The organism is Spirillospora sp. NPDC049652 (genome assembly GCF_040675125.1).
Classification (GTDB): domain Bacteria; phylum Actinomycetota; class Actinomycetes; order Streptosporangiales; family Streptosporangiaceae; genus Spirillospora.
Genome location: NZ_JBFAOF010000106.1, coordinates 1 through 13,313, shown reverse-complemented (window position 1 = coordinate 13,313; position 13,313 = coordinate 1). Strand labels below are relative to the sequence as shown.

The following is a 13,313-nucleotide window of genomic DNA, read 5'->3' as shown; positions in this document are numbered from 1 at the left end:
CCGGGGGAACGTCCCCCCGCGGCCGGTCCCCGCCGGTCCGGTCCGCCGGGCGTGCCCGGCCCGGCCTGGCCGGTCCCGCGCCCGCCGTCCGCCCGGCGCAGCGCCTCGATCTCGCGCGCGAAGTCCTCCAGCGACTCAAAGCCCCGGTACACCGAGGCGAACCGCAGGTAGGCGACCTCGTCGAGCTCGCCGAGCGGCCCCAGGATCGCCAGGCCCACCTCGTGCGAGGGGATCTCGGCCGATCCGGTCGCGCGCAGCGCCTCCTCGACCCGCTGGCCCAGCTTGGCCAGCGCGTCCTCGTCGACCGGGCGGCCCTGGCAGGCCCGGCGCACCCCGGCGACGATCTTGTCACGGGAGAACGGCTCGGTGACCCCGCTGCGCTTGGCCACCATGAGCAGGACGTTCTCCTGGGTGGTGAACCGCTTGCCGCACTCCGGGCACGACCGGCGGCGCCGGATGGCTCCCCCGTCGTCGGTGGAACGGCTGTCGATCACCTTGGTGTCGGGGTTGCGGCAGAACGGGCAGTGCACGCGTGTCTCCCTCTCCCGACGGTCAAGCGACGTCCACGGAACCGCCCCCACAAGACACAACTTGTGGTTAATGACGTCCGTGTAACTACTAGATGTTGTGGTCAACCGTAGAGCGCGGGGGACTGCTGCGCAACCTGGAACAGAGGCCTCACGCGTAGACCCTGGTCACACCGAGCCTCCCGGCGTCTCGCTCGGCGTGTCGCGTCCACCCGGTCACCTTCCGTGACCGCGAAAACCCGCCGCGACCTGCACGAACACCGAATCCGCAGCCCCCATTCCGGGACACCGCGAACCCGCAGCGAACCCGCTGGGCACAGCCCTCAGCGCACCGTCCAAGCCGCCACGCACCGGCCGTCCCGCCGACCCGCGAAGGGGTGCCCGCACACCGCCCGGCCGACCACTGACGACGACCGTTTCGCGAGCATCAGCCGAACACCGTCCGCCCCTCGGCTCGCCCGACCGTGCCCGCCCGTCAGCAGTGGACGGCCCTTCGGCCGCGGTGTGGACTACCCCCGATAGGAGGGTCCACACGCCGCCGAGCCCGCCCTTTCGCGACCGTCCGCGGCACGCCGGGACCGCCTCGCTCGAAGCCCCTCCGCAGCCCCTTCGGAACACCCGTGACCGGGCGGCCCGGCACTCGCACGCCGTCGCGGGCGTCAGAGCGTGGGCACGCGGAGCCGTTGGCCGGGCCGGACGAGGGTGTCGTCCGGCAGGCCGTTCAGCTTCAGGATCCGTGCCACCGAGCGGCGCGGGTCCGAGGCGGGGCCGGCCCGTTCGGCGATCCCCCACAGCGTGTCGCCTGGCCGCACCACGACCGGGACAACCTTACGGCCGTCCGGCACCGGTCGATCCCGATGATCTCCGCTGCCCGCGCGCGCCGCCAGCGCCCCCGCGCCCCACAGCATGAGCAGGACGAACGCCGCCACGAACACGACCACGACGACACGCCCGCGCCGCGTCAGGCGCAAGCCTCCGGACTGCTTCCCCGTGCGCGCGCCCGCGCGAGGCCGGGCACCGCCGCTTGAGCGCCCCCCGACCCGCCGCTCGCCGCGCACGACCGGAGACTGACGCCGACCGCCACCAGGCGACGCACCACCACCCCGGCCTCTACGAGCCGCTACGCCCCCCATCCGCACGTCGCCCCGCCGCGCGGAATCACCACGCGCGCCACCGCCCCGCACACCACCGGCCCGGGTATCGACACGCCGCACCTCACCACCCCGCGCATCGGCACGCCGCAGGTCGGCGCCTCGGGCTCCGGCGCGCCTCGCGTCGCCACCCCGCGCCTCGGCTCGCCTGACGGCCGGGCCTCGGGTGGCGGGGCGGCCGCGGCCCGCAGGGGTCGGCGTGTCGGCCCGTAGCGCGGCGACCTCCCGGACGTCGTCGCCGCGGGCGTCCTCCCGTGGTGGACGCTCGTGGGGCACGGCCTTGGGGATGGGGCGTGGGAAACGCTCTCCGGAAGGGCGTGCCGGCGGATTGCGGCGGGGGGAATGGGCCGGGCGCGGCTCGCGAGTCGGCGGCGCGCCCGGCGCGTCCGGTTCGTCGAGGGGCGGGACGAGCCGCAGATGTCCGCGCCGATGGTCTGGTTTATGCCGTGGTGAAAGCCGTTCGCCCGCCGCTCCGCGTCCCCCGCGGGGCATTTGCGCCGCCATGTCGGTCCCCCTTCGCCGTGCACCGCCCGTCACCCTTGATCGAAAGTGTTTTCGATCGAACGCATGTACGATGTTGTAGCGCACCCGAGGGGGAAAATCGAGGACCATCTTCGAACAATTGTTTGATCATTAAGCGGATCCGCGATATCGTGCCGTGACGAGGAGTGACGGAGCGACGCGCCGGGAGGCGAACGAGCGATGAGCAGCAAGGTCCGGGAGCTGCCCGACGGTCCCAGCGACGAGAGCGGCCTGACCCAGCGGCAGCGCATGGTGCTGGAGGTCATCCGCGACTCGGTGACCCGGCGCGGCTACCCGCCCTCGATGCGCGAGATCGGCGAGGCGGTCGGGCTGACCAGCACCTCCAGCGTGTCGCACCAGCTGCGCGCGCTGCAGCGCAAGGGCTACCTGCGCCGCGACCCGAACCGGCCGCGCGCCGTGGAGGTCCGGGTGCCGGGCACCACCCCGGTCCGCACCGAGGACGAGAACTTCGAGGCCCCGAACGGCGTCGTCGACTCGCACGGCCGCACCGCGCCCGCCTACGTCCCCCTCGTCGGACGGATCGCCGCCGGTGGCCCGATCCTCGCCGAGGAGGCCGTCGAGGACGTGTTCGCCCTGCCGAAGCAGCTCGTGGGCGAGGGCACGCACTTTCTGCTGAAGGTCTCCGGCGACTCGATGATCGAGGCCGCGATCGCCGACGGCGACTGGGTCGTCGTCCGGCAGCAGCCGGTCGCCGAGCAGGGCGACATCGTGGCCGCCATGATCGAGGGCGAGGCCACGGTGAAGACCTTCAAGCGCCGCGACGGGCACATCTGGCTGATGCCCGCGAACCCGGCCTACGAGCCGATCCCCGGTGACGAGGCCAGCGTCCTCGGCCGCGTCGTCGCCGTCCTCCGCAAGATGTAGCCGCACCCCGGCGCCCGCACGTCCTCCGGTGCGCGTCCGCTCCGCAGCGTCCCCGTCTCCGGGTCTCCCCAGGGACGGACGGACCCGGAGCGGGCGCGCATCTGGCTGACCGGCTGTTTTCCGGCGGCATCCCCCTACAGGCGGCTCAGGCCACGCCGCCCGGCGATTCAGCCCGTCCCGGGTACTCAGGCACGTTGCGCGCGGTTCAGCCCAGGCTGATGAGGGCGATGGCCGCTGCCGCGAAACCCAGTCCGGCGAGTTGCGCGCGGCCGACGCGTTCGCGCAGCACGCCGAGGCCGAGCACCACCGGGATGACCGGATAGAGCGCGGTCAGCACCACCGCCAGCGTCATGAGCTGCTCGCGGGTCGCGAGCAGGTAGAGCGTCATCGCGACCGTGCCCAGCATCCCCGTGCCCAGCGCTCCCGCCGCCGTGCCCGGGCTCATCCGGACGCGCCCGATGATGCCCGACTTGCCCCGCTTCTTCTTCCGCTTCGCCGCACGATGCCCGTGGCTGGAGTCGTCCAGGTCCCAGACCGGCTGCGAGGCGAGCACCCGCTGCCGCTCGGGTTCGCCGGGCTCGCGCCACATCGCGGACGCCATCGGCAGGATGGCCACGACGGACGCCACGCGCGACGCGACCAGCGGCCACAGCCCCGCGTCGGGTCCGGTGCGCGCGAGCGCGATGAACTGGACCGCGAAGGCCACACCCGCCACCAGCGCGTCCCGGGTTCCCGCCGAGCCGGCCATCCGCGCGAACCCCGCCCCCACGCGCGAAGCCGCAGCCGACCCGCGGCCCCGCTTCCCGGCTCCCCTGTGCCTGCCGGTCCGCTCGTCCGCACCGGTGGAAGCGTGCTTGCCCACGGAGCGATGCGACGCCGGACGGGCGATCAGGTACAGCGCGGGAAGGGCCGCGGCCATACCGATCCAGGCGGTCATGCCGGGACGTTCGGACAGCACCAGGACGCCGACCAGCACCGGCAGCGCCACGGCCGCCACGTCGCTCAGCGGGACGACGACGCTGAAGTCGCCCTCGCCCAGCGCGCGGTACAGGAAGGTCACGCCGACGCCCGTGCCCACTCCCGAGAGCGCGCCCCAGGCCAGGTCGCCGGGCGTGACGTGCGGCGCGGCGACCCACGGGACGGCGAGCAGGGCGATGAGCGTGCCGCCGAGCTGGGCGACGAGCGCGACCGCCGTCGCGTCCACCCGGCGGGACAGCAGGCCGCTCAGGAAGTGCGTGGCGCCGAACCCGACCGCCGCCGCCAACGCCAACGCCTCGCCCACAAGCCCTCCCGGAGATCGACCGCGAGGTCGGATGATCTCCGGGAGGGACGGGACGAAACCGGCGTCAGCGCTTCGGCACGATGTTGACGATCTTGGGGGCGCGGACGATCACCTTGGCGATGCCGGCGCCGCCCAGCGCGTCCTGGACCTTCGGCGAGGCCAGGGCCAGGCGCTCCAGCTCGTCCGCGGCGATGGCGGGCGGGACGTCCAGCCGGTCGCGGACCTTGCCCGCGACCTGCACGACGCAGGTCACCGACTCCTCGACCAGCAGCGCCGGGTCGGCCTCGGGCCAGCCCGCGCGGATCACCGGGGCCGGGCGGCGCAGCACCGACCACGCCTCCTCGGAGGAGTAGGGCGCGAACAGCGACAGCGTGACCGCGATGGTCTCGGCGGCCTCCCGGACGGCCGGGTCGGCCGCGCCGGGCCCGGAGTCGATGGCGCGGCGGGTCGCCGACACCAGCTCCATGATCCGCGCGATCGCGACGTTGAACCGGCCGGCCTCGACCAGGGAGGTGACCTCGTCGATGGTCCGGTGCGTGACGCGGCGCAGCGCGACGTCGCCCTGGGCCGGGTCGGCGCCGGGCTCGGTGGCGACCTCGGTCGCGATCCGGTGGACGCGGCCCAGGAACTTCAGCATGCCGTGCGGGGAGACGTCCGCCCAGTCGATGTCGTCCTCCGGCGGGCCGGAGAACAGCATCGCCAGCCGGACGACGTCGACGCCGAACTCGTCGATCTGCTCGCCCAGGTCGACCAGGTTGCCGGTGGACTTGGACATGCCCGCGCCGTTCAGGATGACCTGGCCCTGGTTCATCAGGCGGCGGAACGGCTCGGTGAAGTCCACCATGCCCATGTCGTACAGGACCTTGGTGAAGAACCGGCTGTACAGCAGGTGCAGGATGGCGTGCTCGACGCCGCCGGTGTACTGGTCGACCGGCATCCACTTGCGGACGGCCTCGACGTCGAACGGGCCGTCGGTGTGGCGCGGCGAGCAGTAGCGGAAGTAGTACCAGGACGAGTCGACGAAGGTGTCCATGGTGTCGGTGTCGCGCCGGGCGCCGCCGCCGCACTTGGGGCAGGACACGTTCACCCAGTCGTGCGCGGACGCCAGCGGGGACTCGCCCTTGGGCGCCAGGTCGGCGCCGCGCAGGTTGTCCGGCAGGACGACGGGCAGCTGGTCGTCGGGGACCGGGACCTCGCCGCACGCCTCGCAGTGGATGATCGGGATCGGGCAGCCCCAGAACCGCTGCCGGGAGACCAGCCAGTCGCGCAGCCGGAAGTTCACCGCCGCCTTGCCGGTGCCGCGCTCGGCCAGCACCTCGATGATCTTGGCGATGCCCTCGGCCTTGGCCAGCCCGTCGATCGGGCCGGAGTTCACGATGCGGCCGTCGCCCGCGGTGGCGACGCCGGTCTCGGCCGGGTCGGCCTCGCCGGTCTCGACCACGACGCGGACGGGCAGCCCGAACTTCAGCGCGAAGTCCAGGTCGCGCTGGTCGTGCGCCGGGACGGCCATGATCGCGCCGTGCCCGTAGTCGGCCAGCACGTAGTCGGCGGCCCAGACCGGGATGCGCTCGCCGTTCACCGGGTTGACCGCGTACCGGCCCAGGAAGACGCCGGTCTTCTCGCGCTCGGTGGACAGCCGCTCGATCTCGCTCTCCCGCGAGACCTCGTCGCGGTAGGCCTCGAACGCGGCGCGCTGCTCGGGCGCGACGATCTCCTCGGCCAGCGCGGCGTCCGCGGCGACGACCATGAACGTCGCGCCGTACAGCGTGTCGGGGCGGGTGGTGTAGACGGTGACGGGCTCGTCCCGGCCCTCGATGACGAAGTCGACGTCGGCGCCGGTGGAGCGGCCGATCCAGTTGCGCTGCATCAGCAGGACGCGCTCGGGCCAGTGGCCCTCCAGCTGCTCCATGTCGTCCAGCAGCCGGTCCGCGTAGTCGGTGATCTTGAAGTACCACTGGGTCAGCACGCGCTTCTCGACCAGCGCGCCGCAGCGCTCGCAGTGCCCGCCGACGACCTGCTCGTTGGCCAGCACGGTCTGGTCGTTCGGGCACCAGTTGACCTGGCCGCCCTTGCGGTAGGCCAGCCCGCGCTCGTGGAAGCGCAGGAACAGCCACTGGGTCCAGCGGTAGTACTCGGGGTCGGAGGTGTGCAGCCGGCGGGTCCAGTCGAAGGACGGCGCGTACCGGTGGAACGACCCGGCCTGCGTTTCGATGTTGGCGTAGGTCCACTCGGCGGGGTGCGAGTCGCGCTTGATCGCGGCGTTCTCGGCGGGCAGGCCGAAGGAGTCCCAGCCGATGGGGTGCAGGACGTTGAAGCCCTTCTGGAACCAGTAGCGCGCCGGGACGTCCCCGATGGCGAACGCCTCGGCGTGCCCCATGTGCAGGTCACCGGAGGGGTAGGGGAACATGTCCAGCGCGTAGCGACGCTCGCGGCCGTCGTCCTCCTCGGCGGCGGCGAACGGCAGGAGCTCGGCCCACCGGGCCTGCCACGTGTCCTGAACCGCCCGGGGGTCGTACTGCTCGTCGCTGCTCACGGTCGCTACTCCGGTCCTTCTGAAACGGGATGGTCCGACTGCCCTGGAATGGGGTTCCGTGCCGTGAGGGCCCCGGAACATGCAAAGACCCCTCGCACAGGAGGGGTCGCCGCGCCGACGTCTATCGCGTCAACGCGGCGGTCCAAGGAGCAGCCTGGCTCGCATACCCCAAGAGTAGCGCAGGGGCAAGGGCCGCGGCTTCCCGGTAACGGGCGTCCGGTCCGGTCGCGCGCCGGGTCCGGGAGGGCTCAAGGCGGCGGGACGTCCGGAACAGCGGCTCCGGGCTCGCTTCGCTGGCCGCTTCCGGACGTTCCGGGCCGTCCCGCCGGGGGCGCGGCCACGCGCGGACGCGGCGCGCCGGTCGGAGGTGATCTCGGCGCGGACAAGCGGACGCGGCCAACCGGTCGCCTTCGGGGACTAGACCGGCCGCGCCCCGAGGCCGCGTCGGCCGGCCCGACAGGCGCGAGAACCCGTCCGGGCCCGGCCCGGACGCCCGGCCTCCGCGCCGCGCAGGCCGGGCACGCGGGGGTTGACGCATCCGACTGGAAGGTTTCTTATCAATAAGGGCCGCCGAGCCGGCCCCGGCCACGTACCGCTCCGGAGCCCGCCCCCGGGACTCCCCCGCCGAGGAGACGCGTATGCCCCCACTGCGCAGTTTCGCGCCCAGGAAGTCCACGCTCGTGATCGCCGCCGTCGCGGGAGCCGGGCTGCCGCTGCTCAGCGCGGCGCCCGCCCTGGCGCACGGCTACACCACCGCCCCGCCCAGCCGGGCGCTGCTCTGCCAGCAGCGCACCGTCAAGAACTGCGGCCCGATCCAGTGGGAGCCGCAGAGCACCGAGGGCCCCAAGGGGTTCCCGTCCGCCGGGCCCGCCGACGGCACGATCTGCGCCGCCGGGGACTCCCGCTGGGCCCCGCTGGACGACCCGCGCGGCGGCGCCTGGCCCGCCGCCTCCGTCCCGTCCGGCGGCTCCTACACCTTCACCTGGAAGCTGACCGCCGCGCACGCGACGACCTCGTTCCGCTACTTCGTCACCCGGGACGGCTGGGACCCGACGCGTCCGCTCACCCGCGCCCAGCTCGACCTGACCCCGTTCCTGCAGGTCAACTACGGCGGCAGGATTCCGCCCTACTCCGTCGCGCACCCCGGGACGCTTCCGGCCAAGCACGGACGGCACATGATCCTCGCCGTGTGGGACATCGCCGACACCGGCAACGCCTTCTACCAGTGCTCCGACGTCAACTTCGGCTGAGCGCCGGCACCGGCACCGGCCCCCGAGACCTCGGCTGAGCGCCGGGAACCGGACCGCCCGCCGTCCCGCTGGGGGGACGGCGGGCGGTTTCGGTCACGCCGGGCCAAGGTCGGCCTCGGACAAGGTCAGTGGCCGGACGACTCGCGGGCCAGGGACAGCACGCCCGCGATCTGGACGCGAGTGAGCGCGAGGTCGGCGCCCACGGCGTTCAGGGTCTCCTCCTCGGAGAAGGTGAGCGGGCCGTCCAGCAGCGCGATCTCGGCGGCGGCACGCAGGATGTTCTCCCGGGCCTCGGGCGCGAGCGTGTCGGCGGAGCGGGCCATCTCGACCCGGATGTCGTCGAACGACCGGCCGAGGTCGGCGTCCAGCGCGGCGGTGTCGTACTCGGCGCCCGACTGCCGGACGACCTCGACCGCGCGCTCCCTGGCCCCCGGGTAGGTGACGTCCCCGGACCGGAGCACCTGGACGACCGCCATCCGCAGCAGCATGCCCGGCATCGCCGAGAGCTGGGCGCTGGTCGGGACGGCGAGCACCGCGGTCGTCCAGCGGCCGCGGCAGGTGTCGCACTGGACGATCTCGGGCCCGGTCCGGTTCAGCGGCAGCACCGGGATGAAGAACAGGGTGAAGAAGTTGCGGCCCTGGCGACGCCGGAACTCGCGGTCGCCGCCGCAGTCCGGGCAGTGGAACACGCCCCGGGCGAGCGTGAAGTACACGACCCGGAAGCCGAAGATGATCAGCACGTGGCACGTCCCCTCTGTCGCGTCCCGCCGGCCGCGGCCCTCGTGGCCCCGTCGTCCAGGGGCCGGGCGGCCGGCCGGCAGCGGGCGTGGCCCCGGTGGCGGCGCTCGTCGCGGTCCCTCGGTCGCGTCGCGGCCATGCTAGCGACGAACCGCTACACATCCGTCAGATTCCGGCGTTCGGCGGCATTCCCCAGAGAAAGCCCACGTCAGGGGCTGGCGCGCTCCACCGTCCATGGTCCAGGATGTGGCAAAACTGCATAAACTCGTCAGTAATAACTCCCTGGTGACCGGCGCGAGGAGTGCGATGTACAACCTGTCCGTCCTGCTGGAGGACGCCGCCCGCGAGACCCCCGACCGCGACGCCCTGGTCTTCGGCGACCTGCGGCTCTCGTACACGTTCCTGAACACGGTCGCGAACCAGGTGGCGAACCTGCTGCGCGCCCGCGGGATCGGGCCGGGCGACAAGATCGCGCTCTCCTCGCCGAACCTGCCGTACTTCCCGATGGTCTACTTCGGGGCGCTCAAGGCGGGCGCGGTCGTGGTGCCGCTGAACGTGCTGCTCAAGCCGCGCGAGATCGCCTACCACCTCGCCGACTCGGACGCCAAGGCGATCTTCTGCTTCGAGGGCACGCCCCAGCTGCCGCTCGGCGAGACCGGGTACGCCGGGTTCGAGCGGGCCGAGAACTGCGAGCACTTCTTCCTGCTGCCCGCGAACCCGGCCGCGACCGAGTCGCCGATCGAGGGCGCGGAGCTGTTCTGGGCGGCCCTGGCGGGCCAGTCCGGCGAGTTCGAGCCGCACCCGGCCGAGCCGACCGACACCGCCGTGATCATCTACACCAGCGGGACGACCGGCCAGCCCAAGGGCGCGGAGCTGTCGCACAGCAACCTGCTGACGAACGCGATGATCGACGACACGCTGTTCGCCCGCAGCCCGCACGACACCACCCTCGTCACGCTGCCGCTGTTCCACATCTTCGGGCAGAGCTGCGTGATGAACGTCAGCCTCTACCGGCGCGCGACGATGGTCATGCAGGCGCGGTTCGACGCCGACGAGGCGATCAAGCTGATGGTCGGGCAGAAGGTGAACTTCTTCGCGGGCGTCCCGACGATGTACTGGGGGCTGCTCACGCACGAGACGTCCGCCGAGGACATCGCGGTGATCAAGGAGAACCTGAGGGTCGCGGTGTCCGGCGGCGCGGCGCTCCCGATGGAGGTGCTGAACGGCTTCCGGGAGAAGTTCGGCATCCAGATCCTGGAGGGCTACGGGCTCTCGGAGACCTCGCCGGTCGCCTCGTTCAACCGTCCGGACCGGCCGGCCAAGCCGGGCTCGATCGGCCTGCCGATCTGGGGCGTCGAGATGAAGATGATCACCGACGACTGGAAGGACGTCGAGGGCGAGGGCCCCGGCGAGCTGGCGATCCGCGGGCACAACGTGATGAAGGGCTACTACGGCCGGCCCGAGGCGACCGAGGCCGCGATCCGGGACGGCTGGTTCCGCACCGGCGACATCGCCCGCCGCGACGAGGAGGGCTACTACTACATCGTCGACCGCTCCAAGGACATGATCATCCGCGGTGGGTACAACGTGTACCCGCGGGAGCTCGAAGAGGTCCTGATGAGCCATCCGGACGTGTCGCTGGTGGCGGTCGTCGGCGTCCCGCACGACTCGCACGGCGAGGAGATCAAGGCGTACGTGATCCGCACGCCCGGTTCGTCGCTCACCGAGGACGAGCTGATCGCGTGGGGCAAGGAGCAGTTCGCGAACTACAAGTACCCGCGCCTCGTCGAGTTCCGCGACGAGCTGCCGATGACCGCGACCGGCAAGATCCTCAAGCGCGAACTCCGCTAGCGGGTCCCGCCCGGCCCCTGGGAAAGCAACCGGGTCCTCTGGCGAACCTCTCGTGACGGCGGCGCACCGAGCGCCGCCGTCACCACGAGAGGAATCGCATGACGTTCAAGGCGACACCGGCGTTCAAGGCGGCTCTGGCGCTCTCCGCGGCGGCCGTCCTCGCGGGGACGGCGTCCCCCGCGAACGCAGCCCCCACCTCCCCGGCGGGTCCGGCGGCCAAGCCGTCCGGCGCGGCCGGGAAGTTCCAGCGCGGCCTGGCCCGGAAGGGCGCCGACCCCGAGGCGAGGGCGCGCCGTCCGCACGCGGTCGCGGCGTCCGGGGAGCACATCCTCAAGGTGGACCTGCTGGGCCGTGACGGCAAGCCGACCACCACCACCCACAACAGCCGCCTCTACGTGTGGGCGCTGAACGGCGGCGAGCCCACCGGACTGGACATCGTGGACGGCCACGCCGAGGGGCCCGTCCCGGACGGCGACTACGTCCTCTCCAGCAAGATCTACGACACCACCGCGGACGGCCGGGACTCCGTCACCCTGCTGTACAACCCGAAGGTGGAGGTCAGAGCCGACACGGCTCTGACCATGGACGGACGCACGGCCCGCCCCATCCGCGTGACGGCCGACCGCGCGGACGCGTCGGCCGGCACGGTCGCGGCGATCGTCTCGCAGCGGCTCGGCGACACCTACCAGGCGATCACCACGATGGCCGCCCCCGACCTCTACGTGACACCCGCCGCGCCCGGCGACGACCTGCAGATCGACGTGGGGGCGCAGCTCACCAAGGGCGGCGCGGAGGAGAGCCCGTACGTCTACCACATCAGCTCGTCCGAGAAGGGCATCCCCGCGGACCCGAGCGTGCGGGTGCGCACCGCCGACCTCGCGGAGGTGCGGACCAGGTACGTGAGTCCGGGAGGCCAGAAGAGCTGCGCCGGCGGCCATGCGTCGCCGCGCCTGGAGACCAGCGCGCAGTACGGGTTCTACTACCAGATGGGCGCTCTGCCCAGCGAGCGCACCGAGTACTTCACGCCCGGCGTGGACTGGTACATGGACCAGGCCACCGACGAGTCCTGCGCCTTCGAGGAGTACGACCTCCTCCTGCGCCAGGAGCGGTTCCCCGGGCCCGGCCGCTATTCACGCGTCGTGGGGCAGGCTCCGTTCGGTCCGAGCAAGGGTGAGTTCACCCCCGACGCCGAGGGCCAGAACCTCATCAAGGCGCCTCTCGTGAGCAGCGCGGACGCGGAGACGGTCGGCGGCGCCATCTCGCTGACGCAGGGGGCGACGTATCTGGCCGACGCCTCCGGCGCGATCGTCGCGTCCAGCAGCGTCCCCGGCTACCTCAACGGTTCCGAACCGGCGAAGCCCGGCTCGTACACCCTCACGGTCGACGCGAAGCGGTCGGCGCCTTGGACCGACCTCGCGACCCGGCAGCACATCACCTGGAACGTGCAGGTCACCGACCCGAAGGCGACGCTCACGATCGGCGCCCTCCGCTACAAGGCCTCCGGCCTGGACGCCTCGAACCGCGCCGCCGTGAACTCGCTCCAGGCGCTCTCCCTCACCCCGGACGGTCTGACCACTTCGAAGACCCCGAAGGTCTGGGCGTCCACTGACGACGGCACGAGCTGGCAGGCCGTCCCCGTCGTCAAGGACGGCACCGGCTGGAAGAGCCTCTTCCGCAACCCGGCCCGGGCGGGCTTCGTCTCGCTCCGCACCCAGGTGGAAGGCGTCGTCGACCAGACCGTCATCCGCGCCTACGGCGTCCGCTGACCGAAGCCGCGACGGCGTCCCGGCCTCAACTCAGGCCGGGACGCCGTCCTCGTTCAGCGGTGACCGCAGCCCGCCGGGCCGCTCATTAGGCGAAGAACCCGACGACGCTCCGGATGCGGCCGTCCTCGAACTCGACCACGTCGTACCCGGTGGCCACCTCGCCGAGCCTCCAGGTGAACAGCGCCTTGCCGTGGTGCTCGCCGATCACTTCGCCGAGCCTGAACCGCAGGTCGCCGAACTTGCCGTGGGCGACACCGATCGCGTCCGACAGCGCCTGGTGGCCGCGCAGGCCCGCGTAGTCGGGGTCGGAGTAGACCGAGTCGTCGGTGAGGGCGGATTTCATCAGTGCCAGGCGGTCGGCGGCGTCCCGCTCGTTCCAGACCTCGATGTAGGCGCGGATCAGTTCTTCGGTGTTCATCGGGCGGCTCCTTCGAGTGAGGGTGAGTCTTCTGGGTGTTCTGAACCGGAAAGCGAACGAGGGGACTTGAGCACCAGGGCAATCAGTCCGGCGGCGACGGTGACGGCGGCGGCCGTCCATCCGGCGGCGTGCAGGCCGTCCAGCCGGTTCGGCGAACCGGTGACGATCGCGACGAAGACCGCCAGGCCCATCGCTCCGCCGACCTCCTTGGCGGTGCTGGCGAGGCCGGACGCGACGCCCTGCTCGTCCGGCGCGACACCCGCCCCGGCGGACGCGAACAGGGTGACGAAGCCGAGGCCGCCGAACAGCCCCCACAGGACGCTGCCGGGCAGCAGCGTCCAGAAACCGCCGCCGGAGGTGGCGCCCGCGACCGTCACCGCGATCCCGGCG

The 13,313-nt window shown here is 72.4% G+C and carries 10 protein-coding genes and 1 pseudogene; 4 read left to right on the top strand and 7 right to left on the bottom strand.

Going from position 1 to position 13,313, the window contains the following annotated elements:
* A partial coding sequence (nrdR, locus tag AB0J52_RS10360; RefSeq protein ID WP_500181281.1) for a transcriptional regulator NrdR occupies positions 1-530 on the bottom strand: 530 nt, incomplete at its 3' end.
* 656 nt (positions 531-1,186) lie between these two features.
* The gene (locus AB0J52_RS10355; RefSeq protein ID WP_500181280.1) at positions 1,187-1,498 is read right to left on the bottom strand and encodes a LysM peptidoglycan-binding domain-containing protein; all 312 of its coding nucleotides are present in this window, start codon (positions 1,496-1,498) and stop codon (positions 1,187-1,189) included.
* Between the two features lie 882 nt (positions 1,499-2,380).
* Here AB0J52_RS10355 and lexA point away from each other — a divergent pair.
* On the top strand, positions 2,381-3,085 hold the full coding sequence (gene lexA, locus AB0J52_RS10350) for a transcriptional repressor LexA (protein ID WP_500181279.1): 705 nt from the start codon (positions 2,381-2,383) through the stop codon (positions 3,083-3,085).
* 205 nt (positions 3,086-3,290) lie between these two features.
* Here the strand turns inward: lexA and AB0J52_RS10345 are convergent, their stop codons facing one another.
* Together AB0J52_RS10345 and leuS are read right to left on the bottom strand one after the other, a co-directional pair.
* A complete protein-coding gene (locus AB0J52_RS10345; RefSeq protein WP_500181278.1) occupies positions 3,291-4,367 on the bottom strand; it encodes an EamA family transporter in 1,077 nt (358 codons plus the stop codon).
* Between the two features lie 64 nt (positions 4,368-4,431).
* A complete protein-coding gene (gene leuS, locus AB0J52_RS10340; RefSeq protein WP_500181277.1) occupies positions 4,432-6,900 on the bottom strand; it encodes a leucine--tRNA ligase in 2,469 nt (822 codons plus the stop codon).
* 638 nt (positions 6,901-7,538) lie between these two features.
* On the opposite strand from leuS, the gene AB0J52_RS10335 reads away from it, so the two are divergent.
* Complete coding sequence (locus AB0J52_RS10335; protein ID WP_500181276.1) at positions 7,539-8,150, top strand: lytic polysaccharide monooxygenase auxiliary activity family 9 protein; 612 nt, start codon at positions 7,539-7,541, stop codon at positions 8,148-8,150.
* A 125-nt stretch (positions 8,151-8,275) separates the two neighbouring features.
* Here the strand turns inward: AB0J52_RS10335 and AB0J52_RS10330 are convergent, their stop codons facing one another.
* Complete coding sequence (locus AB0J52_RS10330) at positions 8,276-8,890, bottom strand: zinc ribbon domain-containing protein (RefSeq protein ID WP_500181275.1); 615 nt, start codon at positions 8,888-8,890, stop codon at positions 8,276-8,278.
* Between the two features lie 304 nt (positions 8,891-9,194).
* Between AB0J52_RS10330 and AB0J52_RS10325 the strand changes: the two genes are divergently transcribed.
* Both AB0J52_RS10325 and AB0J52_RS10320 read left to right on the top strand, forming a co-directional pair.
* Positions 9,195-10,739, top strand: a complete 1,545-nt coding sequence (locus tag AB0J52_RS10325) for a long-chain-fatty-acid--CoA ligase (protein WP_500181282.1) — start codon at positions 9,195-9,197, stop codon at positions 10,737-10,739.
* A gap of 98 nt (positions 10,740-10,837) precedes the next feature.
* Complete coding sequence (locus AB0J52_RS10320; protein ID WP_500181274.1) at positions 10,838-12,505, top strand: hypothetical protein; 1,668 nt, start codon at positions 10,838-10,840, stop codon at positions 12,503-12,505.
* An 85-nt stretch (positions 12,506-12,590) separates the two neighbouring features.
* Here the strand turns inward: AB0J52_RS10320 and AB0J52_RS10315 are convergent, their stop codons facing one another.
* Both AB0J52_RS10315 and AB0J52_RS10310 read right to left on the bottom strand, forming a co-directional pair.
* Positions 12,591-12,923 (bottom strand): nuclear transport factor 2 family protein, encoded by a 333-nt coding sequence (locus AB0J52_RS10315; RefSeq protein ID WP_500181273.1) that lies wholly within the window; start codon positions 12,921-12,923, stop codon positions 12,591-12,593.
* Positions 12,920-13,313 (bottom strand): annotated as a pseudogene (locus AB0J52_RS10310) (MFS transporter); the annotation flags it as partial. The pseudogene AB0J52_RS10310 and the gene AB0J52_RS10315, both read right to left, overlap by 4 nt.